Source organism: Chitiniphilus shinanonensis DSM 23277, from assembly GCF_000374805.1.
Lineage (GTDB): Bacteria > Pseudomonadota > Gammaproteobacteria > Burkholderiales > Chitinibacteraceae > Chitiniphilus > Chitiniphilus shinanonensis.
In genome coordinates this window covers 177,364-203,617 of sequence record NZ_KB895336.1, presented here as the reverse complement: position 1 = coordinate 203,617, position 26,254 = coordinate 177,364, and the positions used below count along the sequence as shown (strand labels likewise).

Sequence of the window (26,254 nt, the reverse complement as noted above, 5' to 3'; positions counted from 1 at the left end):
GCTCGCGACCGCGACTAGGATGAGGCAAGGACTTTCGAGGATCACGGCATGAGCAATCTGGTAGGCGCGGTCTGCAACGGCCCGGCGGCCGATGCGCTACGCAAGGCGGTCGAGCGCCTGGGCGCCGACGGCTACAGCGAAGCCAGCTGGCTGGCGATGAGCGGTGGCGAGATCAGCGGCGCGCGCGAACCGTTCCGTATCGCCGCCCTGGCGACGCGCTGGGCGGAGCTGGAGGCCCAGTGCGTGATCCTGCGCCTGGATTGGCAAGCCAGCCGCGACAACGGCGATGCGCCGCCGGATCAGCAGATCGCCGTGCAGTTCCGGGGCGCCATCGCCAATATCGGTCCGGTGATCGACCACCTGCTGGTGCAGGGGCTGTCCCCCAGCGACCGCCGGCCGGCTTCGGTGTTCGCCGCGTTGCTGCGCTGGCACCTCACCCTGCAACCCGACCTGCTGCGCGCGGTGCACGCGGCGGTGCACGAGCTGAAGGGCGTGTTCAGCTGCGCGGTGATGTCGCGCGCCCACCCGCAACAGGTGATCTGTGCCACCCAGCACGCGCAGATGCTGCTGGCCACCACCCCGCACGGCACGCTGTTCGCCGATCAGGTGACACCGTTGCAGGCACTGGCCGCCGAATTCGTGCGGCTGGAGCACGGCGACGTGGCCCGCCTGACGCCCGACCGCATCGAGGTCATCGATATCCGCGCCATCCAGGCCCATCGCGCGCCCGAGCAGATCCGCCCCGACGCGCTGGTGCCCGATTTCTTCCAGCACTACATGGAGAAGGAGATCCGCGAGCAGCCGATCATCCTGGCCGACACCCTGGGCCGCCACGGCCTGACACCCGACCTGGCCGCCATGCTGGGCGAAGAGGCCGCGCGCCTGCTGCCGTCGGTGGAATCGGTGGTGCTGATCGGCGTGGGCAGCAGCGGCCACGCCGCGCTTACCGCGCGCTACTGGATCGAGGCGCTTACCGGCCTGCCCACCGCGGTGGAGACCGCCAGCGAATATCGCTTCCGCGAAGCGGCGATGCCGCGCCGGGCGCTGGTGGTCGGCATCTCGCAATCGGGCGAGACGCTCGACACCCTGGCCGCCATCGCCCAGGCGCAGAAGCTGGGCGCCCAGTACACGCTGGCGATCAGCAACGTGGCCGACAGCTCGCTGATGCGCACCACCCACTTCCAGTACTGCACCGAGGCCGGCCCCGAGATCGGCGTCACCTCGACCAAGAGCTTCACCACGCAGTTGCTGGCGCTCTATCAACTGGCGCTGGGCCTGTCGCGCGCGCTGGGCTTCCTCACCAACGCCGAGGCCGCCACCATCGAGGGCGAACTGGCGCAATTGCCCGAGTCGGTGAACGACGTGCTGCGGCTGGAGCCGCAATTCGCCCAGTGGGCGCACCGGCTGATCGATCACCCGCTGCTGCTGTGCACCGCGCGCCATATGCTCTATCCGATCGCGATGGAGGCCGCGCACAAGTTCCAGGAGGTCGCCTACCTGCACGCCGAAGGTTATCCCGGCGGCGAACTCAAGCACGGCCCGCTGGCGCTGGTGGACCGCGACCTGCCGGTGATCGCCTGCATGCCGTGGAACCGCCACGCCGAGAAGCTGCTGACCAACCTCCAGGAAGTGCGGGCGCGGCGCGGCGAACTGTTCGTGTTGTCCGACGCCGCGCTGGCGGCCGGCGAGCGCTTCAACGCCATCCGCATGCCGGCTGGCCTGCGCGGCCTGAACCCGGTGCTGTACGCGGTGGCGATGCAGATGCTGGCCTACCGCGCCGCGCTCAACCTCGGCACCGAGATCGACGCGCCGCGCAACCTGACCAAGACGGCGATCAACGAATAACCACGCCCGGGAGATCAGGCCGGCCCCACCGACCCGGCACAGCGGCCCCGCCGCACACGGCATCGAGACAACACTTAGCACGACCCCGCCCGCCGTTTTTTTTTCAGCCACGTTCAGAGCGGCTGACAAAACCCAGCGCAGCGGTCCTGGCAAGAAGCGCGAAACGCCGACAGTACGTGTAGCGCGGCAAGTGAAGCCCGGCGCCCCCGCGCAACACCGCCAGCAGGCCCTTGCCGGCCACATTAAGCCCCTCGCCCACGCCTCAGGGCGAGTCCATCGACCGGGTCATCCTGCCCCGGTCTTTTTTTGCCCGATGCCCGCGTCCTTGTCACGCCACGGTAACGGCGCCTTCATATCATCGCCGGCTTATATACCACCCTGCCCGGAAGTCAGCATGAGGATTGCCGCCCAACTCAAGCTGGTCAGCGTACTGACCGTGCTCGCCCTGCTGGTCCTGGGCGGCTGGGTGGGGTGGACCATCCACCGGGTGGCGGTGGATTTCGGCGACAACCGCGCCACCCAGCAGGCGCTGGCCGCGCTGTCAGACATGCGCAGCCAGATGCTGGTGCTGTCGCGGCTGGACCCGCTGGCCCCGGACGCCCGCCAGCGCGTCGCCGCCGCCGGGCGCCTGGTCGGCGAACGCGCCGCCACCGCGCGCGGCGAACTGGGCGGCGCCTTCGCCCCGCTGGATGCCGCGCTCGACACCCACTGGCGCAATTACCTGAAGCAGCTGGACAGCGCGGTGACGATCTCCGCCGACAGCCCCGCCGACGCGCTCAACATCCCGGAACAGATCTACCGCAACGACCTGGTGCCCACCCTGGCCGCGCTGGACCGGGTGGCCGGCGCAGCGCAGCAGGCATCGCGCGGGGCCGCCGCCGCCATCGACGCCCGCATCGCCGGCTTGGCCGCCACCACCCTGCTGCCGCTGACACTGGCGGCGCTGCTGATCGTCGCCAGCCAGTGGCAACTGGCGCGCAAGCTGCGCGCCCGCCTGGGCGCGATGGGCCAGGCCGCCACCCGCCTCACCGCCGGCGATCTCACCGGACGGATGCACGAGCACCCGGACGAGATCGGCGCGCTGGCGCAGGCGCTGAACCGCTTCCTGGATCGGCTGTGCGCCACCCTGGCCCAGGCGCAGGAGGCCGCGCGCACCGCCCGCGAGGACGCCGGCCACGTCGCCGGGCTGGCCGACGACACCCACCACGAAGCCTCCCGCCAGACCGGACATCTCCAGGACATCGCCGCCAGCGGCGCGGCATTGCGCGAATCGGTGAGCGCCATCGGCGAACGCGCCGCCAGCGCCGCCGACGTCGCGGCCGAAACCCTGGGCGCGGTGGATCAGGCGCGCGCCGCTGGCGACGGCACCCTGGCGCGGCTGGCCGCGTTGGCCAGCGAATTCGACGACACCGCGCAGGCCATGCACCAGCTGGACGACGCCATCGGCCGCACCGTCGAAGTGGCCGGAGTGATCGCGGGCATCGCCAAGCAGACCAACCTGCTGGCACTGAACGCCGCCATCGAAGCCTCGCGCGCCGGCGAATCCGGGCGCGGCTTCGCCGTGGTCGCCGACGAAGTGCGCCGGCTGTCGCTGTCCACCGCCGAAGCCACCGCCGACATCCACCAGATCATGGACACCGTGCGCGAGCGCTCGCGCCGCACCCTCGCCGCCATGCGCGACGCCGGGCGCCATGTCGGCGAATGCCACGGCGACGGCCATACCGTGACCGCAGCGCTGGCCCGCATCGGCGACGCCGCCGGCCAGGTGAGCCGGATGATGGACGCCATCGCCGGCGCGGTGGAGGAACAGGGCCGCGCCAGCGAAGCGATGAGCGAGCGGCTGGTCGGCATCGGCGACGGCGCGCAGCACAGCATGCGCCGCACCGAAGCCATGCGCGAGGAGATGGCCGGCCTCACCGTGGTGGCCAACCGGCTGGACGAGCAACTGGCCGGCCTGCGCTTCAGCGCCTGACCGGGCGTCGCCGACCAACGTCACAAGCCATTGTTTTATCGGGAAATCGACTAGAAAAAGCAGGCCACCTGGCATCCCTACAACGCTTTAAGCCACTGTCCTACAGCGATGACCCGCGCGCTTGGCAACAATGGGCCCATTGCTTCAGGAGATCCCGTCATGTTGCCCCTGGACCTGCCCGACTTCACCCTGATCCCGCCCGCCAAGCCCGGCCTGCCGCCGCGTTGCGTCATCGTGCCGATGTGGCCGGACGACGACGACGCCCAACTGCCCCCGCCCCCGCCGACGCTGCACTGAGCCCATGAACGCGCGACCGTTGGGCCTGCTGCTGCTCGGCACCGCCTGGCTGGCATTGGCCGCCTGCGGCAGTGGCGGTGATGGCGACAGCGGGCCGACGCCCCCGCCGACCTCGACCCCCACGCCCGCCCCCACGCCGCCAGCCGCCAGCGTCGCGGTGCCGGTCGAAGTGCCGCCGTTGCTCGCCGCCGCGCCATTCGACGTCGCCCGCCAAGTGACGGTGCCGCCCGGCTTCGGACTGCGCGTGGTCGCCCGCATCGACGGCGCCCGCTTCATGGCCGAAGCGCCCAACGGCGACCTGCTGGTGTCGCAGCCCGACAGCGGCCGCATCTGGCGGGTGACGCCCGACGGCGCGACCAACGTCTACGCCACCGGCCTGCATCGCGGTCACGACCTGGTGTTCCACGAAGTGGGCAACACGCAATACCTGTACATCGGCGAGACCGACCGCATCAGCCGCACCGAATACGTCGATGGCGACGCCACCTCCCGCGCGCGCGGCGCCATCATCACCAACCTGCCCGACGCCTCGCTGCCCGAACTGAACGGCGCCTACGGCCACGCGCTGAAGAACATCGCCTTCGCCGGCAGCACGCTGTTCGTCTCCATCGCCTCCGCCAGCAACGCCGACCCCGCCGACATCCTGGCCACGCCCAAGCGCGGCGCCATCTACGCCTTCGACGAAAACGGCGGTGGCATGCGCCTGTATGCCCAGGGCCTGCGCAACGCCGAGGGCCTGGCGATCCACCCGGTGACCGGCGAGCTGTGGGCCGCGGTCAACCACCGCGACAACGTGCGCTATCCGCTGAAGGACGGCCGTTTTCCGTACAAGGCCCTCGATCCCGCCTACTACAACGACAACCCGCCGGAACCATTCACCCGCGTGCGCGACGGCGGCAACTACGGCTGGCCCTATTGCAACCCCACCGCCGACGCCGGCCCGGACAACCTGCCGTACTACCTGGACGTGGAGAACAACGAAGACCAGCAGGTGCTGGACTGCGGCGGCCTCGACCGCGTCAGCAAAGCCCTGCCCGCGCATTCCGCGCCGCTGGGGATGAGCTTCTGGACCGGCGGCAACGTGCCCGACACCTGGCGCAACGGCGCGGTGATCGGCCTGCACGGCTGCTGGAACTGCACCGTACCGCGCGGCTACAAGGTGGTCTACCTGCCGCCGCGCGCCGACAACGGCTTCGGCGATCCGCAGGACCTGGTGACCGGCTTCCTGGCCGATCCCGCCGACATCGCCAGCCGCTGGGGCCGCCCGGTGGACGTCATCCCCAACCGGGCGGGGAATCTCTACATTTCCGACGACCATGCGGGGGCGGTTTATGAGTTGTATCGGAAGTGAGGTGGGGGCGCGGCGGGGGCTCCTTGGGGTTTTGCCTGCGGCGGCTGGCTGACTGATGCCCTGCGCGGTGAAGCCGGGGGTTTCAATGTCAACTTCAACTGCAACACCTGAAACGCCTAGCGCCTGCGGCGCGGTTGATTGACGCCCTTCGCGACCGGGCGGGCCGGTTCATTTCTTTTGCTTCTCCAAAAGAAACGAACCAAAGAAAAGGAGCCCCGCGTCTGCGCCCCTCCGGGGTTCCCTGCGTCGGTCGCGAGCCTAAGGTCTCGCTCCACTCCTCGGCGCCACGTAACGGGAGGAACCCCCGTTGGGTGCGACGGGAAGTGGGAAAAAGCAAACACCCGCTTGTACTTTTGGGTCGGCAAAAGGCTCGTGCGCGTCTGCTGGCCGTCGCACGCGTAACCCCTCGCCTTCAAGGCGAGGGGCCGGGGGAGTGGATGGTCTGCCCGGGGCCCCTCAGCAGCGCCGAGCAGAGGACAAGCGGGGCGGGAATTCGGCGAGGACTGTCTGAGGGCGCGCAGCGACCGAGTTCCGCAGCCGCCGCCCCGATTGTCCGGCGCGAGGGAATCCCGGCAACGCCGGGACGCGTATGCGGGGCGGCCTTTTCTTTGGTTCGTTTCTTTTGGCCGCGCAAAAGAAATGAACCCGCCCGCACGGCGGTAGAGGGCGTCAAACATCCGCGCCGCAGGCGCTAGGCGGTTAAAAGCAGTTGCAGTTGCAGTTGCAACCACAACCACATCCCCCTCACTCGAACCGCATCGACAAATCCACCGCCACCACATCCTTCGTCAACTTCCCCACCGAAATCCGATCCACCCCGGTTTCGGCAATCGCCCGCAACGTCACAAAATCCACCCCGCCCGACGCCTCCAGCAGCGCCCGCCCCGCGGTGCGTGCCACGGCAGCGCGCAGGTCGTCGAGGCTGAAGTTGTCGAGCAGCACCGACGGCGCGCCGGCGGCCAGGGCCTGGTCCAGTTCGTCCAGCGATTCCACCTCCACCTGCAACGTGACGTGCGACGGCGCCAGCGCGCGGGCGGCGGCCAGGGTGGCGGCGATGCCGCCGCCGGCCAGCAGGTGGTTCTCCTTGATCAGGATGCCGTCCCACAACCCGATGCGCTGGTTGGCGCCGCCGCCCACCGTCACCGCGTACTTCTGCGCACGGCGCAGGCCGGGCAGGGTTTTGCGGGTATCGTGGACCACCGCGCGGGTGCCGGCCACGGCGTCGGCATAGCGACGGGTGCAGGTGGCCACCGCGGACAGCAATTGCAGAAAGTTGAGCGCGCTGCGCTCCGCCGTCAGCAGGCTGCGCGCCGGGCCGTCGATCTCGCACAACAGCGCGCCAGCCACCACCCGTTCGCCCTCGGCGACGCGCCAGCTCACGCGGCAGGCCGGGTCCACCTGGCGGAACACCTCGTCGAACCAGGGCTGCCCGCAGATCACCGCCTCCTCACGCGCGATCACCGTGGCGCGGCCGGCCTGGCCGGCGGGCACCAGTTGCGCAGTCCAATCCATCTCGCCCACATCCTCCGCCAGCGCGGCGGCGACATTGGCGGCGATCTGGTAGGCGTGCGGCAAGGTGGACATGGCGTGGACTCCTCGGAAAAGGCAGCAGTTTAAGGGGTGGGAAGGGGGAAGCGGGAAGGGCAACGGCGTAACTTCCAAATCTTGAAACACAGAGAGCACAGAGAACACGGAGATTCACAGAGAAAACCACCAACAGTGAGTGGCGAATTGGCATTCCCCATCGTGCTCGATCAAGTAAGAAAACGAGCAAGGCCGCCTTTCGCCTTCTCCGGTTTTCTCCGTGCTCTCTGTGCTCTCTGTGTTTCAAGATTTGGGGTTTGGGGTTTGGGGTTTGGGGTTTGGGGTGGTTTTACGCTGTTGCCCTTCCCCTTCCCGAACAAACCTTCAAGGCAGCCGTAGCGGGGCGATGGCGTCGGCCAGGGTCTGGCGGATGCGGGCCAGGGCTTCGGGGGTGTCGCCTTCGGCGCGCAGGGTCAGCACCGGGGTGGTGTTGGAGGCGCGGATCAGGCCGAAGCCGTCCGGATACTCGATGCGCAGGCCGTCGATGACCAGCACCTCGGCGCCCGGGAAGGCGGCCTGGGCGGCGATGCGCGCCACCAGCGCGGCACCGGGTTCGTCGATGGGGATCTGGATTTCGGGCGTGGCCGCGCCGCGCGGCAGCGCCGCCAGCGCGCGGTCCAGGTCGAGGCCGGCGCCCAGCAGCGCCAGCAGGCGCGCGCCGGCGTACAGCGCGTCGTCCACCCGCCAGCCGCGGAAGGCGAAATGGCCGGACAGCTCGCCCGCGAGCAAGGCGCCGCTGGCCGCCAGTTCGCGCTTCATGTGCACGTGGCCGGTGGGAATGGTGCGGGTGCGGCCACCGGCGAGGGCGACGGCGCGCGCCACCACCCGGCTGGATTTGACGTCTTGCAGGATCAGGCCGGGTTCATGCGCCAGCGCGGCCTGGGCGAACAGCGCCAGCAGGCAGTCGCCGGGCACCACGGCGCCCTGACGGGTGACCACGCCGAGACGGTCGCCGTCGCCGTCGAACGCCAGCCCGACCTCGGCGTTGCTGGCCGCCACCCTGGCGCGCAGGTCGGCGAGGTTGGCTTCGTCCTGCGGATCGGGATGGTGATGTGGGAAGCGGCCGTCCACGTCGCAGTACAACGCCTCGACCCGGTGTCCCAGCGCGCGGTACAGCACCGGGACCACCGCGCCGGGTACGCCGTTGCCGCAATCGACCACCACCCGCAGCGGGCGTGGCTGCGGCACGTCGGCGGCGACGGCGGCGAGGTATTCGGGAGCGATGTCGTGCGCGGCCAGCGCGCCGGCGCCGTGCGCCAGGTCGTCGCGTTCGATGCGGTCGGCCAACGCCTGCAATGCGGTGCCGCCGACCGCCTCGCCGCCGATCATGATCTTGATGCCGTTGTAGTCGGGTGGGTTGTGGCTGCCGGTGACCACCGCGCCGCAACCTTGCGCGTGGCGGTTGGCGCCGAAGTACAGCAGCGGGGTGGCGGCCAAGCCCAGGTCGAGCACGTCGATGCCGCTGGCCAGCAGGCCGTCGCACAACGCCGCGGTCAGCGCGGGACTGCTGAGGCGACCGTCGCGCGCGATGGCGAAGCGATGGTGGCCGGCTGCGCGCGCCAGGGTGCCGGCGGCGTGGCCGATCCAGCGCGCCGCGTCGGGCGTCAGGCGATCGACGGTGGACCGGACGTCGTAGGCCTTGAACAGCGCGCGGTCGATGCGGGGCATGTCAGAGCCTGTTCAAAATCTTTTCACGACAGCGTTCGGGGCAGTGCCGGTGTGCGGCAAGGCGCAGGACGCGCGGCGGTATGAATACCGTGAGCGGCGTGCAACGCAGCAGCGCGCCGGCAATGCCCCGAACCCGAAGGGCCGGGCCGCGCTAGGCCGGGCCGGAAAAAGGTCATCCACTGCGTTGTGCTCCTTGGTAATAACTCGTTATTGCCGGCGTCGCACGCCTGGTGCCTGACCTTTTTCCGGCTCGGCGCTGCCGCGAAAAGATCTTGAACAGGCTCTCAGGCCCGCTCAGTGGCGCAGCGGGGCGTGATGCATGAAGAAGCGCACCAGCACGTTGGGCAGCCAGTCCAGCTTCCCCGGCGGCGGACCGGAGACAAAGCCGACGTGGCCGCCCTCCTTGGGCCGCAGCAGGGTGACGCTGGGCGAGACGTCGTCCTCGCCGGGCAGGCTGGCGGCCGGCACGAACGGGTCGTTCAGCGCGTGCACCATCAGGGTGGGCACGGCGATGTTCTTCAGGTGCGGCTTGCTGCTGGCCTCGCGCCAGTAGTGATCGACGCTGTGAAAGCCGTGCAGCGGCGCGGTGACCAGGTCGTCGAACTCGCGCAGGGTCATGGCACGGCCGACCTTGGCGCGGTCGATGAACGGGTTGTTGGTGAGCTTGAGCTTTTCCAGGGTCTTGCGCCGCAGAGTGCGCAGGAACTCGCGGGTGTACAAGTGGCGGTTGACGCCGGTGTCGAGCGCGGCGCCGGAAGCGGCGAGGTCCACCGGGGCGCAGACGGCGGCGGCGGCGGAGATCACCAGCGCGGCGCGACTGCCGCTTTCGCCCAGCCACTTGAGCAGTGCGTTGCCGCCCAGCGAGACGCCCACGGCGTAGATCGGCACGTCGGGGAAGCGCTGGCGCAGCCGGGTCAGCACCCAGTCGATCTCCTTGGAGTCGCCGGCGTGGTAAGCGCGCGGCAGGCGGTTGATCACGTTGCCGCAGGTGCGGAAGTGCGGCACCACGCCGCGCCAGCCGCGCGGGTAGGCGTACTGGAACAGCGCGCGCGCGTAGTGGCTGCCCGAGCCGCCCTCCAGGCCGTGGAACAGCACCACGATGGGCGTGCCGGCGCGGCCGTCCACCCAGTCGACCACGATGGTGTCCAGATCCGGCGTGACCCAGCCTTCGCGGCGGTAACGCAGCGCGCGGCGCCACATGAACAGCGCGGGATAGATGGTCTGGGCATGACCGCCCGGCAACCAGGCGGGGGCCCGGTACGGCGGCAGGTCGAGTCGGTGTTCGCGGTGCATCGCGCGATGGTAAGGCAGCGGCACGGAATACGCACGCAGGCGATTCCCGCATCCGGCGGGCGTTGGGGGCGGGAATCCCGCATCTTGCCGCGGCCGGGCGCGGACGCCATAGTGACGGGCCGCCCGCCCTGCTCCGCGCGGCTTCCCGGAACCCGTCCCGCCCATGTCCCGCCCCACCGTCTCCGCGCTCTACCGTTATCCGCTCAAATCCGCCCACGGCCACCCGCTGGCCGCGGCCCTGCTCGGCCGCGCCGGCCTGCCGGACGATCGCGCCTGGATGATCGCCAACGCCGACGGCCGCTTCGTCACTGGCCGCGAGCTGCCGCAACTGGTGCGGATCCAGGCCACGGTGGACGACACCGCGCTGACCCTGGCCGCGCCCGGCCTGCCGACACTGACCGTGCCGCGCGCGACGTTCACCGCGTCGCATCCGGCCCACGTGTGGGGCAGCGACTTCCCGGCGTGGCACGGCAGCGCCGAGGCCGATGCGTGGATCTCCGAATTCACCGGGCAACCGCTGCGCCTGCTGTATACCGGCGAGACGCAACGGCGGGTGAAACGCCATCCCGACGAGCCGCTGGGCTTCGCCGACGGCTATCCACTGCTGCTGATCGGTGACGCCTCGCTGGCGCAGTTGTCCGAATGGGCGGGACAGCCGCTGGAGATGGCGCGCTTCCGCCCGAACCTGACCATCGCCGGCGCCGACGCCTTCGCCGAGGACGGCTGGCAGCGTCTGCGCGTCGGCGGCGCAGTGATCCGCCTGACCAAGCCCTGCGTGCGCTGCGCCTTCACCACCGTCGACCCCGACACCGGCGACAAGCACGCCCGCCAGGAGCCGCTGCGCACGCTGGCGCGCCATCGCAAGCATCCCGACGGGGTGATCTTCGGCATGAACGCCATTGTGGAAACGGCGGGGCCGGTGGCGGTGGGGGATGCGGTGGAAGTGCTGGAATAGGGCAATTTTCTTCCCGCTCCGGTGGCTGCGGATCTTTCCGGACCTCTTCGCTACCGGCCTGCCACTCAAGCGCCAGCGGATGGCCATGCCGCTGTCCTCCCTCCCCCACCCCACGTTATGATCGCAACGATTCAACAAGGGGGAATGTCATGGCTCTGGTGATCTTCCTGGCGCTGGTCGCCGTGGTCGCGGTCTACCTGATCTCGCTGTACAACAACCTGGTGTCGCTCAAGCATGGAGTGGCGCGGGCGTGGTCCAACATCGACGTGCTGATGAAGCAGCGCCACGACGAGCTGCCCAAGCTGATCGAGGCCTGCAAGCAGTACATGCGCTTCGAGAGCGATACGCTGGAGCGGGTGATGCAGGCGCGCTCGCAGGTGGCGTCGGCGCGCGAAAGCCGCAACATCCCGGCGCTGGGCACGGCCGAGACGGCGTTGCGCGCGGGGCTGGGCCAGTTGTTCGCCACGGTGGAGGCGTATCCGGAGCTATCCACCAACGAGCACTTCCAGCATCTGATCTCGCGCATCACCGAGTTGGAGGACAGCATCGCCGACCGCCGCGAGACCTACAACGACACCGTCAACCTGAACAACGTGCGCATCGAGCAGTTCCCCGACGTGGTGGTGGCGCGCGCCTTCGGCTTCGGCGCGGCGCGGCCGCTGCACTTCAAGGAAGCCGAGAAGAGCGACGTGGATGTGAAGCAACTGTTCTCCTGAGTCGCGCCGCTTGGATTATTTCTTCACCCCGTTCAGTTCCTGGCTGCTGGGGCTGCGCCGCAACTGGTTCGACTGGTTGCCGGTGGCGGCCATCGCCGGGTTGCTCGGCCATGCCTGGCTCGGCCGCACGGTCGATGGCTGGCAGTGGAGCCTGGGCCTGGCCACCGCCTTCGCGCTGCTGGGCTGGTATTGCAATCTGCGCCAGCAGCAGGCGGTGCAGAACACGCCGCTCAGCCGGGTCGGCAGCACCAGCCAGGGCTACGCGCGGCTGCGGGGGCAGGCGCGGCCGCTGGACGGCGAGCCGCTGGTGTCGCCGTTCGGCACCCGCTGCGTGTGGTACCACTGCGTCGAGGCGGAAGTGGACCGCTCGCCGCAGGGCAGCCGCACCCGCGTGCTGCTCGACGTGGTCAGCGAGCACAGCTTCCTGCTCGACGACGGCAGCGGCGCCTGCCTGATCGATCCCACTGACGCCGCCATGCGCGTCGGCGAGCCCAGCGTCACCTGGTACCAGGATCTGCGCCGCACCGAGTGGTGGATCTTCCCCGGCCAGGAGGTCGAGGCGCTGGGCGAGTTCGCCACCCTGCGCGCCGACCGTTCCGCGCCGATGCAGCGGGCGCGCGTCTCCGACAAGCTGGCCACCTGGAAACAGGACCGCGCCACGCTGCTGCGCCAGTTCGACCGCGACGGCAACGGCGAGATCGACCCGGAGGAATGGGAACAGGCGCGGGCCGCCGCCGAGCGCGAGGTGCTGCGCGATACCATCGCCACCGCCAACCGCGACAGCGCCGACGTGCTGCGCAAGCCGCGCCAGCGGCGCCCCTACCTGATCTCCACCGAAGACCTGGACGACTACGCCCGCCGGCGCCGCTGGTATGCGCGCGGCTATCTGCTGGCGGTGCTGCTGTTGCTGCACGCCATGTGGTGGATCGATCGTCGACCGGCGCTGGTGACCGACCACCTCGAACCGCCGGTGCTGTTGCAGCACACCGACGATTTGCAGCAGGCCGACGATTGATCCGGGAGGGCACCGCCCTCCCCCGCGCTCAACGCGGATAACTGTCCAGCAACCCCGCTTCCGTCGCCACCAACGGCGCATGCCCGTGATCCATGCCGGGGAACACCTGTTCGGCCACCGGCACGCCCTTGGCGCCGATCAGCGCGGCGAACACCGCGGTGTCGGACAGATACGGCTCGCCCTCGTCCACCCCCATGCTGAAAAAGGCGCGCTGCACCCCGGCGAAGTCGGCGGCCAGCGCCAATTGCGCGCGCGTCACCAGCGAGTTGTCGTCGTACCACAGCGACGGGCTGTTGATCAGGTAGCGCCCGAAGGTGTTGCCGCCCGCCACCAGCGCATAGCTGGCGAACAGGCCGCTCATCGACGTGCCGTGCAGCCCGCGCGCGGCGGCATCGCTCAGGTAGCGCGTTTCGATGCGCGGGATCAGCTCGTCGCGCAGGAAGGCCAGGAACGCCGGGCCGCCACCGGAAATGCGCAATTCCGGATCGTCGTTGCCCAGGTAGGCTTCCTCCAACGGCCAGTAGGTGGGGCTGAAATCGCGCGAGCGGCGCGCCTCGCAGGCGAAGTCGCTGTCGGGGCAGGCAATGCCGACCACGATCAGCGGCACGACGCGGCCGGCGTCGCGCAACGCCTGGTACTGGGCAGTGACCAATGCCCCGATCAGCGACCAATCCAGCACGTACAGCACCGGGTACGCGGTATCCGGCTGGAAGCCCGGCGGCAGGCTGACATGGATGCGATAGGCGGCGCTGAGCGTGTCGCCCTTGAACGCCAGCGGCCGCACCCGCTGCGAGGTCATGGTGAAGGCGTAGTCGGCAAGGTAGTCGCACGGCCCGACATCGCGCCATACCTCGCGGCCGGCGGCCGGCTGCGGGTCGTGGCCCTGGGTCCACCAGTTGGCGAGGTAATTGCGACCGTGACGGCTGACCACCGCATTGCCCGCATAGGCGCGATCCGCGCGCCACACATCGCCGCACGCCAGCGGCGGCTGCGCCGGATCGAGCACCAGCCACGGCTGCCCACTGCCCAGCCCGCCCACGTGCGACGCCGGATCCTGCCCCTGCGTCCACCACTGCGCCCGGTAATCGACCCCGGCCACCGTCACCGTATCCCCCGCCCGATAGACCTGATCGCCCCGCCAATCCGGCGCGGCCTGCGCCACCCCGCCAGCCAGCAAGCCCAACGCCAACCACCAGATGCTTCGAATCATGACGACTCCTCGTTGTTATGAGCGCGAATGCGCACGCGAATCATGCGATACGCATAACCGCCCCTCGCGCCAAGCCGGATCGAAGGCAGCGGAACGCGGACTTGCGGTGGTGGGCAGCGTGGAAAACCAAATCTGTAGACACGGAGCACAGCGAGAACACAGAGCACACAGAGGAAAAACGGATCAGAAGTCAGCAACCCAAAGCCCCCGCCGCCAAAAGCACACCAAGCCCCCAACATCCGAGCAAAGCGAAGGACTCACCCCCACAAACCAAGCACCACAGCCCCCAACATCCGAGCAAAGCGAAGGACTCACCCCCACAAACCAAGCACCAAAGCCCCCAACATCCGAGCAAAGCGAAGGACTCACCACTACAAACCAAGCACAACAGCCCCCTAGCATCCGAGCGAAGCGAAGGACCCACCACCGCAAACAGAAAAATCAACGAGCGCCAGCGAGGCTCCCTCGCGGCGGCGAGGGCGGGGGGAGTGGAATCAAGCAAGGGAGAGCCGACCCGACTCGCATCCCACCGCCCTGCCGCGTCCGGCTCCGCCGGACGCTTGCCGCCCTCCGTCCCCCCACCGCCGTAAACCCAAACCCGGCTCTCCGCAACCGCGGACAACTTTGCCCCGCCCCGCCATCGCATGATGCAGGGCGACGGGCCCCGGCCCCCTTCCGATCGACCCGAGACGAGGTTCGTATGCGACGACTTACCCTTTCCCTGCTGTTGGGCGCGCTCGGCGCGCTGTCCCCGCTGACCCAGGCCGCCCCCGGCGCGGTGCAATGGCAGATCGATACCGGCGCGCCGGTGCGCGCGGCGCCGGTACTGGCCGGCGATCTGCTGATCGTCGGCAACTTCGCCGGCAAGCTGGAGGCGCTGGAATGGCCCAGCCGCAAACCGCGCTGGCAACTGATGCTGCAAGGCGCGCTCAGCAGCCAGCCGACGCTGGCCGGCGACAAGCTCTACGTGCAGACCAACCGCAACGTCTACGCGCTGTCGGCCAAGGACGGCCGCATCCTGTGGCAGCGCGACCTGGGCGACCAGGGCGACTGGCGCGGCTTCCGCCTGTGGGACACCTTCCAGGGCAGCCCGCTGCTGCACGGCAACCAGTTGCTGGTGGGCTTCGGCGACCATCTGTATTCGCTGTCGCCCGCCGACGGCAAGACGCGCTGGCGGCACGAGACGCGCTACCGGCTGATGGCCACGCCCACCGTGGCGGGCGATCGCGTCCTGATCGCCGACGGCGACGGCGAACTGGCCGCGCTGGCGCTGGCCACCGGCAAGCCGCTGTGGCGCCAGCAACCGAGCCGCGACACCGTGCAATCGCGCATCGCGGTATGGCAGGGCCTGGGCATCTACGGCAGCCGCGACGCGGCGGTGCATGCGTTCTCGCTGGCCGACGGCAAGGAGGCCTGGCGCGCCAGCCATGGCACCTCATGGGTGGTCGGCTCGGCGCTGGTGCGCGACAACGTGGCCTACATCGGCTCGTCCGACGGCATGTTCTTCCAGGCGCTGGACGCGGCCAGCGGGCGCGAGCTGTGGCGGGTGGATACCGGCCAGAACGCCTTCACCGCGCCGGTCTTCGCCAACGGTCAGTTGCTGCTGACCACCGGCGACGCCTACCAGCTCGACCGCCCGGGACGGGTGACCGCCGTGGGGCTGGACGGCAAGCGACGCTGGCAGGCCGAGCTGCCCGCCGGCCTGTTCGGCCAGCCCGCCGTGGTCGGCGACACCCTGGTGGTCGGCGCCGAGAACGGCCGGCTGTACGGCGTGTCGCTGCGCTGAAGGTGGAGGCCCCATAGAATATCTGGCGACGCAGATAGGTTTTGAGAGGAGGGGCCTCGATTGAACAGCAAACCGATCAAGCATTACGGGGATTTTGTTGCGGCACTGCTGGATGCGGGATTTTCAATGGGCGGCGGCAACGATGAAGGAATCCACGCTGTCGTCACGTGGAACTGGAACGAGCAGCCGCCCTATGAAACACCCGTGCGCTGGCACACGGGCGACCCCGAAACCGATCCGTGGGAATGGCGTATCCGTGTTCTCGACGAGCGCACGGATATTGCCTACGCCAAACTGTTTTTCAAGAAAAGCGGCTACATCACCCGGGAATGGGCCCCCTACTTCCTTGCCGTTCGCCGGGCCAATACGACGTTCGACGAAGACTATGCAAACGGCACCATCAGTCACCATGCCAAAAGAATCCATCAGGCGGTGATCGAACACGATGCACTGCCGCTGCATGCCATCAAGCAGCTGGCCGGTTTCGGAAAAGAGGAAAAGTCGATATTCGAGCGGGCCTTGAATGAATTGCAGATGAAAATGTATCTGACCATGTGCGGCCGCCAGCAGAAGGTCTCCAGGGCCGGGGAGGAGTTCGGATGGTCGTCAACGGTGTTCTGCACCACTGAGCGCTTTTGGGGCGAAGCGGTATTTGCCGAGGCTTCGAATTACGACAAGCAGGAGGCCATTCAGAAGATAACGGAGCGTGTCCGGATGCTGAATGCGAATGCGGATCCGAAAAAGCTCTCAAGATTCATCAAGGGCTGATTGCAAAAAGGCCGAGAAAACACAGAGAAAACCGGAAGAGAATTCGATTTCCCTTCTTTTGGGTTTCTCCGTGTTCTCTGTGCCCTCCCCGCTCTCCGTGTCCCCGGATTTGTCTTTGCCGCTGCCCCCGAAAGGGCCGCGTTCCTGCAATCAACCGCTCACGGATTCACGATCGGTTTCATCTGGATGGCGAACGGCCAGCCCTGCACTTCGTCGGTGCCGATCTGCCAGTCGAAGGCGCCACGGATGGTCGGGTAGGCGGCCTTGATCTGGTTCCAGGTCGATACCGCCTGGTCGATGCGCATGTAGTTGGTGGCGTCGTTGATGCCGAAGCCCACCACCACGTGGCTCGCCCCCAGCAGCGCCACCCACTCGCCCACGTTGTTCACCACGTAGCTCGGCTCGGCCAGGTTGGGACCGTCGTAATACTGCGGCGCGCAGTAGTCGATGGCGTTGGCGATCACCATGTCGCGGCAGAAGGTCTTGTCGCGGGCGTTCCACGGCGCGGGCGGCGCACTGATGATGAAGTTGGGATAGCGCCGCTTCAGCTCCTGGCTGATCCAGATCATCTCGGCGGTGTCGGGCTGCTGGTCGGCCTCGAAGGTGTTCCAGTCCATGCCGTCGAAGCCGCCCAGCTGGTCGTAGATCGCCGCGATGCTGTTGACGAAGTTCTGCGACTTCTCGCGGGTGGGGAAGCTCATGCCGTTGCCGGCGCCGCCCACCGACAGGATGATGCGCCGCCCCTGCACCGTGCGGGCATACGCGATGTCCGCCTTCAGGTTGGTCGCCGCGCCACGGCCGTCGCCCGGGGTGTTCCACACCACCGCGCCGGTGGTGCCCGGCGAGCCGCCGACCGGGGTGGCGGCGAACAGGTAGATCAGGTTGTAGTTGGGATGCACGTCGCGGATGCGGATCTGCGAGCCCGGCCAGTACGGCCAGTAGCCGCCGAGAATCCTGGCCGGCAAACCGGTGCCGGGCGTGGGCGTCGGCGTCGGCGTCGGTTGCGGGGTCGGCGTGGGTGTGGGCGTGGGGCCGCCGCTGCATCCGACCGGCTCCCAGTAATAGGTGCTGATGGTGGGGATGGTGGCGTCGCTGCCGTTGGTGCCCACCGCCTTCACCCGGTAGTACGCGCCGTTGTATTGCACCACCGTGCCCAGCGGGTAATTCACCCCGCTCTGCCACACCACGTAGCTGCACGAGCCGGACGGCGTCGGCGTGGGGGTCGGCTGCGGCGTGGGCACCGGTGTCGGCGTACCGCTGCAGGTGGTCGGCGTCCAGTAATAGGTGCTGATGGTGGGAATGGTGGCGTCGCTGCCGTTGGCGCCCACCGCCTTCACCTGGTAGTACGCGCCGTTGTATTGCACCACCGTGCCCAGCGGGTAGTTCACCCCGCTCTGCCATACCACGTAGCTGCAGGTGCCAGCGGGTGTCGGGGTCGGCTGCGGCACCGGCGTGGCGGTCGGGCGCGGCGTCGGCGTGGGCGTCGGTACGGGAGTGGGCACCGGCGTCGGAGTCGGCGTGGCGCCGCTGGACGGGCCCAGGTCGCGCCACAGGGTGTTGGTCACCGCCGGCGTCCAGCCCGCGCCGACATAGGCGGTGTGGGTGATCAGGGCCTGGTAGTCGTGGCCCTGGTAGCTGACGTAACTGCCGGCGACGTAGGTGTTGCCTTCGGCCCAGGCGGGGTACGCCGCGCTGGCGTAGGCGGCGCTCACCGCCAGGATCGCGGCACCCAGCGCGTGGATACGGTTTGTGCGCATGTCTCATCCATCCTTTGATCGAGTCGTTATCGCCGGGCGGTACGTCGGATCACTCTCCGCACCCGGCGTGGCACGGCGGAACGCGCCACGCTGCACAGGCTACGGCGCCTTCGTCCACGACCCCATGTCTGGATGCCACGAAGCAATTTGTCCGAATCACGCAAATCAGCCAACATCCGGCATCGCCGGGGTTGCGACCACGACGAACGGCCGGTTTCAGCCGTCGATCGTCACCTTGTCGCCCGCCTCGCGGCGCCCGTGCACGGCTCGGCCGCCGTCTGGCACATCCGCTTGTCCGATCCGCGCATCGCCGGCCCCTCGGGGACCCCGGTTCAGGCAGTGCCAGGCGTACGTGACAGTCCGGTGCACCCGTCCACCCTGGCTGACAAGCCGCCCCGCTGCGAAAGCGCTGTCCGCCACCGCTGGCGCCGGCGGTTTTCCGGGGCACGGCGCAGGCCGCCGCTGCGCGCCGCCCGGCGGCGGCACCGGGCCATGACCCCAGAAAAAACAGGGTTTTGCGTGCCCGCGGGCGCGATGCGACGCGGCTTCGACAGCCGCCGGTTATCGCGTAACGAGCACCATCCATCCGCCGTGCCACGGCAAACCGTGGCCCGGCCGGAACCTACTGATGCTGACAACTAGCCGGAATGGTATCCTGCGCACTTCCTGACAATATCTTTGCAATTTCATGGATTTCGCGCAGCTGCTCGCCTCCTTCGCCTCCGCCTTCACCCAGGAACGCAGGCTGGTCACGCTACACCTGGGGGACGGCGACGCCTGGAGCCAGCAACTGCTGCCGCAAGCCGTGTCCGGCGAAGAGGCGCTGTCGCAGCCCTATCGCTACGTGGTGGAGTGCGTGGCCAGCGATGCCGGCCTGGAACTGAAGCGGCTGCTCGGCCTGCCGGCGCAGCTGGGCATCCTCACCGCCGACGGTGGCGAGGTGACGCGCTGTGGCGTGGTCACCCGCGCGCAGGCACTGCCGTCCGACGGCGGCTTCGCCCGCTACGGCCTCACCATCGAGCCGCCGCTGGCGCTGCTGCGCCACCACCGCAGCAGCCGGGTGTGGCAGGACCTGACGGCGCCGGAGATCGTCAAGGCCATCGTCGAGGAACAACAGGCGGCCAACCCGGTGTTCGCCGCCGCGTTTGCCCTGCGGCTGGACCTGTCCCGCGACTACCCGGCGCGTTCCTACTGCCTGCAATACCGCGAGACCAGCCTGGCCTTCGTGCAACGGCTGCTGGCCGAGGAAGGCATCGCCTACCGTTTCGAGCACGAGCCGGGCGACACGCCGCGGGTGACGCTGGTGGCGTTCGACGATCCGTACTCGCTGCCGCAGGCGACGCACGGCCGCGTGCGTTTCCATCGCGCCGACGCCACCGAGGCCGAGGACAGCGTCACCGACTGGACCAGCGCGCGCCGCGTTGGGCCGGAGGCCGTGGCGCTCGCCAGCTTCGACTACAAGCCGGTGGTCACCCGCCACACGCAGCAGCAATCCGCCACCGACCAGGGCAATGGCGGCGGCCAGGCCGAAGCGGGCCTGGAGGACTACGACGCGCAGACGCTGTACTACGCCGCCGATCCCGAGCAGCTCGACCGCTACACCCTGCTGCGCCAGCAGGCGCACGACCTGGCCAAAAAGGCGTTCCAGGGCGGCGGCACGGTGCGCGGGCTGAAGGTCGGCGAGTGGTTCCAGCTGGCCGATCATCCGCTGCACGACAGCGACGCGCCCGAGCAGCGCGAGTTCGTCGCCAGCCGGCTGCGCTTCGCCGCGCGCAACAACCTGCCCGGCGACCTGTTGCAGGCGCTGGGCATCAAGGAAGCCGAGCGCCCGTTCGACGTCGAGTTCGAGGCACAGCGGCGCGGGATCGCGTTGGTGCCGGACTACGCCAGCCAGCAGCGCCCCACCGCACCGGGCGCGCAGACCGCCACCGTGGTCGGCCCGCGCAACGGCGACGCCGCGGCGGACGAGGTGCACACCGACCAGCACGGCCGGATCAAGGTGCAGTTCCACTGGCAACGCGCGCAGGAGCATCCCGAGTTCGGCGCCAACCTGGACGACAAGTCGTCGTGCTGGCTGCGCGTCGCCCATCCCAGCGCCGGTGCCGGCTGGGGCCACCAGTTCATCCCGCGCGTCGGCCAGGAGGTGCTGGTCGATTTCATCGAGGGCGACATCGACCGACCGCTGGTGGTCGGCGTGCTCTACAACGGCAGCCATCCGCCGCCCGACTTCTCCGGCGCCGGCACGCTGCCCGCCAACAAGACGCTGTCGGGCATTAAGACCAAGGAACACCAGGGCGGCCAGTACGGCGAACTGCTGTTCGACGACACCCAGAACGAGGTGCGCACCAAGCTCAGTTCGGAGCACGGCAAGACCCAGCTCAACCAGGGCTACCTGGCGCACCCGCGCGCCAACGGCAAGGCCGAGCCGCGCGGCGAAGGCTTCGAGTTGCGCAGCGACCGCGCCGGGGCGATCCGCGCCGCGCAGGGCCTGTTGCTCAGCACCGAGGCCAAGCCCGGCGCCAGCGGCGCCCAGCTCGACCGCGAGCAGGCGCTGGCGCAGTTGCAGGCGGCGCAACAACTGGCGCAGACGCTGGGCGACACCGCCAGCGGCCAGTTGGCCGACACCGTCGAGACCGGGCCGGACGGCATCGCCGAGGACAACGCCAGACAGGGCAAGCGCCAGCGCGGCAACCTGGCGCACCTCAACGGCGCGCTGGAAGCCTGGACCGCCGGCAGCAACGCCGACCGCGACGGCAAGGGCGGCGAGCAGCCCGGCCGCCAGCCGATCCTGGTCGCCAGCGCACCGGCCGGCATCGGCCTGACCACGCCCAACGAGCTGGTGCTGTCCAGCGGCGGCAACCTGGATACCGTCAGCCAGCGCGACACCCAGCAGACCACTGCGCGACGCTGGATCCACAACGCCGGCAGCAAGATCAGCCTGTTCGTGCAGGGCGTGGCGGACAAGGTCAACCTCAAGCTGATCGCCGCCAAGGGCCACGCCAGGCTGCATGCGCTGTCGGGCGACGTGGAGATCGTCGGCGACAAAAACCTGCGCATCTACGCCAACAAGGAAAAGCTGGAAGCGGTGGCCAAGCAGGAACTGCTGCTGACCTGCGGCGGCGCCTATATCCGCCTCGCCGGCGGCAACATCGAGATCCACGCCCCCGGTGCGGAAAGCTTCAAGGCCGCCAGCTTCAGCTTCACCGGCCCCACCTCGCTGAGCAAGGTGGCGCCGCCCGCGCCGCCGCCCAAGGAGCGCTACCACGAGCAGTTCGTGGTCACCGACAAGCACACCGGGCTGCCGCTGGTGCACACCCCGTACCGCGTCGAGACGGCAGACGGCCAGGTGTTCCACGGTGTGACCGACGGCGAAGGCAGGACCACCCGCATCCATACCCCCGACGCGCGACAACTGAAGCTCTACCTGGACTGACCCGATGGCCTATCAACGTTCCGACATGATCGGCGGCGGCGGCGCCGTCGCCACCGCCGACCCGTCCAGCCAGCCGATCAAGGATGGCGCCACCAACCCGCGCCCGGATTCGGTGGTCGCCACCCAGGCCGAGCAGGTGCTGCTGTTCCTGCGCCCCGAGACCGGCGAAGTCATCGGCGTGCCGCCGCAGGATTCGGCCGAGCTGCGGTTGCACTACCACCGCTGGAGCGAGCTGATCCGCGATTACCACAACGCCAACGCGCTGTTGTTCGATTGCGAGAACCGCCTGCAGATCCTGTCGGCGGCCAAGGCCAACAAGGAAACGATCCCGCCCGGCATCGAGGAAGAAGCGCAGAAGTGGTGGGACGTGGCGGTGAAGTGGCGCGACGAGACCAACGAGAAGCTGCGCGAAGAGATGAAGCCGCTGGCCAGCACGGCCGGCAGCGGCAAGAAGCTGGTCGAGCTGATCCCGCTGATGAGCAAGGAGGGCGACAAGCCCTACGCCACCACCACCAAGAACGAAGGCCCGAAGATCGACGGCACCAAGGCCAAGCAATCGTGGGGCTTCGCCAGCGGCGCGGGGTTGAAGGACCACTACAAGTACCCGAAGGACCTGCCGGAAAAACTGGTGTACGTGCGCTCGGACCGCCTCAAGGAAGGCTGGCCCAAGTTCAAGGACGCCGAGACGGTGAAGTGGGCCGACGTCTACAAGAAGGACGCCAACGGCAAGCGCAAGCTGGACGAGACCAAGCTCAAGCAATACGTGCGCGAGCAGGGCAAGAAGATCCAGCTCAGGAGCTCGGACTTCGTCAAGCTGGACTTCCAGAAAAGCGACAGCATCCTGGGCGACTGGGGCCGCAAGTGGAACGCCGACCACACGGTGAAGCACACCGCCAGCACCACCGTCGGCGGGGTGCAGGTGGCCGACATCGACCTGACCGCGCAGGCGGCGCTGATGCGCTACATGTACGGCGGCAGCGTCAGCGGCACCTTCGATCCGTTCAAGGCCGGCGTGGCGTTCAAGGCCGAGGGCAAGGCGGAGATCGCGCTGGCCGAGGCCAAGGCGTCGGCCGACCTGTACCTGCCGGCGCGCGACGGCATCCTGATGTGCCTGTACGACCTGCGCGGCACCGAATTCCCGCTCGGCGCGATCCGCCTGCAGGTGTCGGCCGCGCTGTCGGGCGTGGTCGGCGCCAGCGTCGCCGCCGAGGTGTCGCTGTCGGTGGAGATGAAGGACAAGGAACTGCCCAAGGTGAAGGGCAAGCCGGGCAGGCGCAGGAACGGGCGCGCCAAGAAGATGGACGTGGGCAGCGCCGCGTCGACCGACGTCGGCGGCGTCACCGCCGAGCTGAACGCCTTCGCCGGCGCCAAGGCCGACATCGAGCTGAAGGGCGCGCTGCAATGGCGCAACCCCGAGACCCAGGACAAGGATTTCAAGGACCTGGCCAGCGTGGCGCCCAGCGTCGGCGGCATGGCCGGCATCGGCGCCTCGGCCAAGTTCGTCGCGCAGTACGAAGACGGCCTGTTCCGCATCCAGGCCCATGCCAGCCTGTGCGTCGGCCTGGGCGCGGAAGGGACGATCTCGCTGGAAGTGAACCCGTTGCAGGTCGGCTCGTTCGTGCTGTGGTTCAACTACCAGCTCTACCACGCCAACTATTCCAACGTGAAGATCATCGGCGAGACGGCGTTCGATGCCATGCGCGACATGAGCTTCCTCGCCATCCAGGCCGGCAAGGAGATCGGCGACTACATTGGGCAAGTACAAGAAGACTTGAGTACGCAAATTGCGCAAATCAGTGCGGCCCTTGCCAGGGCACAGGCGCGTCAGCGCCTGGCCGAACGCATCCTCGCCACCCCGTTCGCGCTGAAGTATTCGTCGCCGGAAACGCGCGGCATGCTGATCTACCAGTTGTCGCGCCACGGTGCGGCCGACGCGGCGGTCACCGGCGGCGGCGTGGGCGACAGCTACCTCGCCACCCAGCGCCGCGCCATCCTGCACGTGCTGCGTCAGGCGCAGACCAAGGCCGGCATCGACAACATCATCCAGCACATCGACCGGCAAGGCGCCAAGGGCGACTTCGACCGCAAGCTGGCCAGCCTGAAGGATTTCTTCAAGCTGGAGATGGTGGGCAACGTCGACGTGCCCTTCATCGAAAGCCATTACGACGACCAGTTCCGCGAGCACTACGAAAGCCTGCCGGGCAAGGGCCTGGGCGACGGCAAGCTGGCGCAGGCGGGCGGCGACTTCGGCGGCTGGTACGACCACGTCTACGCCAGCCTGAAGGACGAGCCCACGCGCGGACTGCCGATGGTGCCCAACGACAGCGTGCAGTATGCGATGCAGCGCCAGTGGCAGGACGACCACCCGCTGTACGCGGCGCGCGGCGGCGACGCGTATTACGTGTAGCGCGCGGCGGAGCTTGTTCCGTCGAGATGAAAACGGGGCCGCTGGCCCCGTTTCGCTATCGCTTCACGCCCGGCAGCGGCCGGTCGCTGTTGACCACGCAGCGCAGGCCGTAGGAGATCATTACCCCCGGGACCAGCTTCGTGGCATCGTCGAAATCCGGCCTGCGCAGCAGCGGATCGCGTGCCCGGCGATATGCGCTGATCCCGGAAAACCCGGTGTCTTCGCTCACCGGCCAGGCACGCACCACCTTCTTGTCGCCGCTGGCCGGCCCCTTGGGATCGACCTTGGGCGAATGGGCGTAGTAGTCGGCCGCGTACCAGTCCAGCGTCCATTCCTGGCCATCGTGCGCCATGTCGTACAGGCCCAGCGGCGTCGGCGGGAACAACCCCACCGGATAGGGCCGGGAATCCATCACGAATCTGCTTTCGTCCTCGACCAGCGGGCTGAGCAGCTTCATATGCTCGCTCGACCCCGGCACGTTGCGGCCATGGTCGATGTCCCCATTGTCGGTGGGAAAGACGAAGCGTTGACCACGGCTGCGCGCGGCGTACTCCCACTGCGCCTCGGTCGGCAGGTCGAACGGCAGCCCGGTCTGCTGGCCCAGCCACTGGCAGTAGTCGCGCGCGCGTTGCCAGACGGCGCCGGCCGGCAGCAGCGGATGGCGATGGTTGCGCTCGAACTCGCTGTCGGCGGTGCGCGGGGTGCGGCTGGCGTCGGTATAGGTATCGAACTCGGCGTAGGTGGTCTTGTAGCGGCTGATGTAGAAGCCGGTGAGCTGCACCGTGTGCACCGGGCGGCTGTCGGCCTTGGCGATGTAGGGGCCCCAGTCGCCCATCTCGAAGCTACCGCCCTCGACGAACACCAGGTCGGCCACCGCCTTGCGCTTCAGCGCTGCCAGCCGTTGCGGCAGCGGCCCCTCGGCCACCGCCTTCAGGCTGGCGGCCAGCTCCGGCGATTGCGCCAGCTTGGGCAGCGCCGCCAGCGCCTCGCCCTTGACCAGCGGGCTGGTGGACGGCGTGGGCGGCGGGGTCACGGGGGTGACCGCCGCCACGGCGGCCAGCGGCAGGCAGGTGCTCAGGCCCAGGATCAGCAAGTTTTTTTTCATCGGCGCGGTCCATCCTCGGTCGGGTGCCCGAGTCTACCATCGGCCCCTGCCGCACCGGCTCACAGCCGGGCCACCGTCCCGGCTGCGGTGCCCGAAGGCGGCGGAGCCTCATTCAAAAATTCAGAACATCACCGACACATCTCTTCGATTTCTTTAGACACAGCCTGCGGTTACGATAAGAACAAGTTTCAATAACAGGAGATCACCATGCGTACCCTTGCCCTTCCCGTCGTCCAACGCAGCCGCGAGATCGAGCGCGTGGTCAATGGCATGCCCACCAGCGATGGCGCGGGCGTCAAGCTCACCCGCGTGCTGACGCACGACCTGCAACGCCGGCTCGATCCGTTCCTGATGCTGGATGCGTTCAAGAGCGACCAGGCGGACGACTATATCGCCGGCTTCCCGGATCACCCGCACCGCGGCTTCGAGACCGTGACCTACATGCTGGCCGGCCGCATGCGCCACCGCGACAACGCCGGCAACGAGGGCCTGTTGCAGAACGGCGGCGTGCAATGGATGACCACCGGGCGCGGCATCGTGCACAGTGAGCTGCCGGAGCAGGAGGACGGCCTGATGGAAGGCTTCCAGCTGTGGGTGAACCTGCCGGGCCGCAACAAGATGACCGAGCCGGGCTATCGCGACATCCCGGCCGAACAGATTCCCGAGTTCGCACTCGACGGCGGCGGCGCGCTGAAGCTGATCGCCGGTCAGCTGGGCGATGCCGAAGGCGCCGTCACCCGGCCGGACACCGAGCCGCTGTACCTCGACCTGGCGATTCCCGCCGGTGGCGAGTACCGCGTGGCGATCCCGGCGGGGCACAACGCCTTCGTCTACGTCTACCGCGGCGCGCTCACCGTCGGCGAGCTCGACCGTCCGCTGCGGGTGCAGCAGATGGGCGTGCTCGGCAACGAGGGCGACGGCGTGTGGCTGAAGAGCGACGTCGACACCCGGTTGATCCTGGTATCCGGCAAGCCGCTGAACGAACCGATCGCGCAATGGGGCCCGTTCGTGATGAACACCCGCGAAGAAGTGCAACAGGCGGTCTATGACTTCAATGCCGGGCTGTTTTGATTTGCCGGCTTTTTAGCCCCA

Annotated in this window: 18 protein-coding genes; 12 read left to right on the top strand and 6 right to left on the bottom strand. The window is 68.6% G+C overall.

Annotated elements, in window-relative coordinates; all coding sequences use genetic code 11:
* Positions 1-48: 48 nt before the first annotated feature.
* From glmS to C556_RS0104635, 4 genes are all read left to right on the top strand, one after another.
* On the top strand, positions 49-1,845 hold the full coding sequence (gene glmS, locus C556_RS19330) for a glutamine--fructose-6-phosphate transaminase (isomerizing) (protein WP_018747065.1): 1,797 nt from the start codon (positions 49-51) through the stop codon (positions 1,843-1,845).
* Between the two features lie 394 nt (positions 1,846-2,239).
* Positions 2,240-3,817 (top strand): methyl-accepting chemotaxis protein, encoded by a 1,578-nt coding sequence (locus C556_RS0104645; RefSeq protein WP_018747064.1) that lies wholly within the window; start codon positions 2,240-2,242, stop codon positions 3,815-3,817.
* Between the two features lie 159 nt (positions 3,818-3,976).
* Positions 3,977-4,114 (top strand): hypothetical protein, encoded by a 138-nt coding sequence (locus C556_RS22775; RefSeq protein ID WP_018747063.1) that lies wholly within the window; start codon positions 3,977-3,979, stop codon positions 4,112-4,114.
* Between the two features lie 4 nt (positions 4,115-4,118).
* Entirely contained in the window at positions 4,119-5,465 is a 1,347-nt protein-coding gene (locus tag C556_RS0104635; protein WP_018747062.1) for a PQQ-dependent sugar dehydrogenase, read from the top strand.
* 744 nt (positions 5,466-6,209) lie between these two features.
* On the opposite strand, the gene nadC is transcribed toward C556_RS0104635, so the two are convergent.
* The 3 genes from nadC to C556_RS0104620 all read right to left on the bottom strand — a co-directional run bounded on the left by nadC (position 6,210) and on the right by C556_RS0104620 (position 10,010).
* Positions 6,210-7,049, bottom strand: a complete 840-nt coding sequence (gene nadC, locus C556_RS0104630; protein ID WP_018747061.1) for a carboxylating nicotinate-nucleotide diphosphorylase — start codon at positions 7,047-7,049, stop codon at positions 6,210-6,212.
* A gap of 324 nt (positions 7,050-7,373) precedes the next feature.
* On the bottom strand, positions 7,374-8,717 hold the full coding sequence (locus C556_RS0104625) for a phosphomannomutase/phosphoglucomutase (RefSeq protein WP_018747060.1): 1,344 nt from the start codon (positions 8,715-8,717) through the stop codon (positions 7,374-7,376).
* 294 nt (positions 8,718-9,011) lie between these two features.
* The gene (locus C556_RS0104620; protein ID WP_026262809.1) at positions 9,012-10,010 is read right to left on the bottom strand and encodes a YheT family hydrolase; all 999 of its coding nucleotides are present in this window, start codon (positions 10,008-10,010) and stop codon (positions 9,012-9,014) included.
* A gap of 163 nt (positions 10,011-10,173) precedes the next feature.
* On the opposite strand from C556_RS0104620, the gene C556_RS0104615 reads away from it, so the two are divergent.
* The 3 genes from C556_RS0104615 (at position 10,174) to C556_RS19325 (ending at position 12,696) form a co-directional block, all read left to right on the top strand.
* The gene (locus tag C556_RS0104615; RefSeq protein WP_018747058.1) at positions 10,174-10,965 is read left to right on the top strand and encodes an MOSC domain-containing protein; all 792 of its coding nucleotides are present in this window, start codon (positions 10,174-10,176) and stop codon (positions 10,963-10,965) included.
* A gap of 149 nt (positions 10,966-11,114) precedes the next feature.
* Positions 11,115-11,681, top strand: coding sequence for a LemA family protein (locus tag C556_RS0104610; protein WP_018747057.1), 567 nt, complete (start codon positions 11,115-11,117; stop codon positions 11,679-11,681).
* Between the two features lie 10 nt (positions 11,682-11,691).
* Complete coding sequence (locus C556_RS19325) at positions 11,692-12,696, top strand: EF-hand domain-containing protein (RefSeq protein WP_018747056.1); 1,005 nt, start codon at positions 11,692-11,694, stop codon at positions 12,694-12,696.
* A 28-nt stretch (positions 12,697-12,724) separates the two neighbouring features.
* Here the strand turns inward: C556_RS19325 and C556_RS0104600 are convergent, their stop codons facing one another.
* Positions 12,725-13,906 carry a carbohydrate-binding protein gene (locus C556_RS0104600; RefSeq protein ID WP_018747055.1) on the bottom strand — a complete coding sequence of 394 codons (1,182 nt, stop codon included), beginning with the start codon at positions 13,904-13,906 and terminating at the stop codon, positions 12,725-12,727.
* A gap of 700 nt (positions 13,907-14,606) precedes the next feature.
* Between C556_RS0104600 and C556_RS23400 the strand changes: the two genes are divergently transcribed.
* Both C556_RS23400 and C556_RS0104590 read left to right on the top strand, forming a co-directional pair.
* Complete coding sequence (locus C556_RS23400; RefSeq protein WP_169338592.1) at positions 14,607-15,692, top strand: outer membrane protein assembly factor BamB family protein; 1,086 nt, start codon at positions 14,607-14,609, stop codon at positions 15,690-15,692.
* A gap of 60 nt (positions 15,693-15,752) precedes the next feature.
* Positions 15,753-16,460 (top strand): AlkZ-related protein, encoded by a 708-nt coding sequence (locus tag C556_RS0104590; protein ID WP_026262808.1) that lies wholly within the window; start codon positions 15,753-15,755, stop codon positions 16,458-16,460.
* A 158-nt stretch (positions 16,461-16,618) separates the two neighbouring features.
* Here the strand turns inward: C556_RS0104590 and C556_RS24040 are convergent, their stop codons facing one another.
* Positions 16,619-18,217: a carbohydrate-binding protein gene (locus C556_RS24040; RefSeq protein WP_018747052.1), complete on the bottom strand. Its 1,599-nt coding sequence runs from the start codon at positions 18,215-18,217 to the stop codon at positions 16,619-16,621.
* A gap of 688 nt (positions 18,218-18,905) precedes the next feature.
* On the opposite strand from C556_RS24040, the gene C556_RS0104580 reads away from it, so the two are divergent.
* Together C556_RS0104580 and C556_RS0104575 are read left to right on the top strand one after the other, a co-directional pair.
* A complete protein-coding gene (locus C556_RS0104580) occupies positions 18,906-21,650 on the top strand; it encodes a type VI secretion system Vgr family protein (protein WP_018747051.1) in 2,745 nt (914 codons plus the stop codon).
* A gap of 4 nt (positions 21,651-21,654) precedes the next feature.
* Positions 21,655-24,057: a hypothetical protein gene (locus C556_RS0104575; protein ID WP_018747050.1), complete on the top strand. Its 2,403-nt coding sequence runs from the start codon at positions 21,655-21,657 to the stop codon at positions 24,055-24,057.
* 55 nt (positions 24,058-24,112) lie between these two features.
* Here C556_RS0104575 and C556_RS19315 read toward each other — a convergent pair whose 3' ends face one another.
* A complete protein-coding gene (locus tag C556_RS19315) occupies positions 24,113-25,162 on the bottom strand; it encodes a formylglycine-generating enzyme family protein (RefSeq protein WP_018747049.1) in 1,050 nt (349 codons plus the stop codon).
* 207 nt (positions 25,163-25,369) lie between these two features.
* Between C556_RS19315 and C556_RS0104565 the strand changes: the two genes are divergently transcribed.
* Complete coding sequence (locus tag C556_RS0104565; RefSeq protein WP_018747048.1) at positions 25,370-26,233, top strand: pirin family protein; 864 nt, start codon at positions 25,370-25,372, stop codon at positions 26,231-26,233.
* The last annotated feature ends 21 nt before the right edge of the window (positions 26,234-26,254 follow it).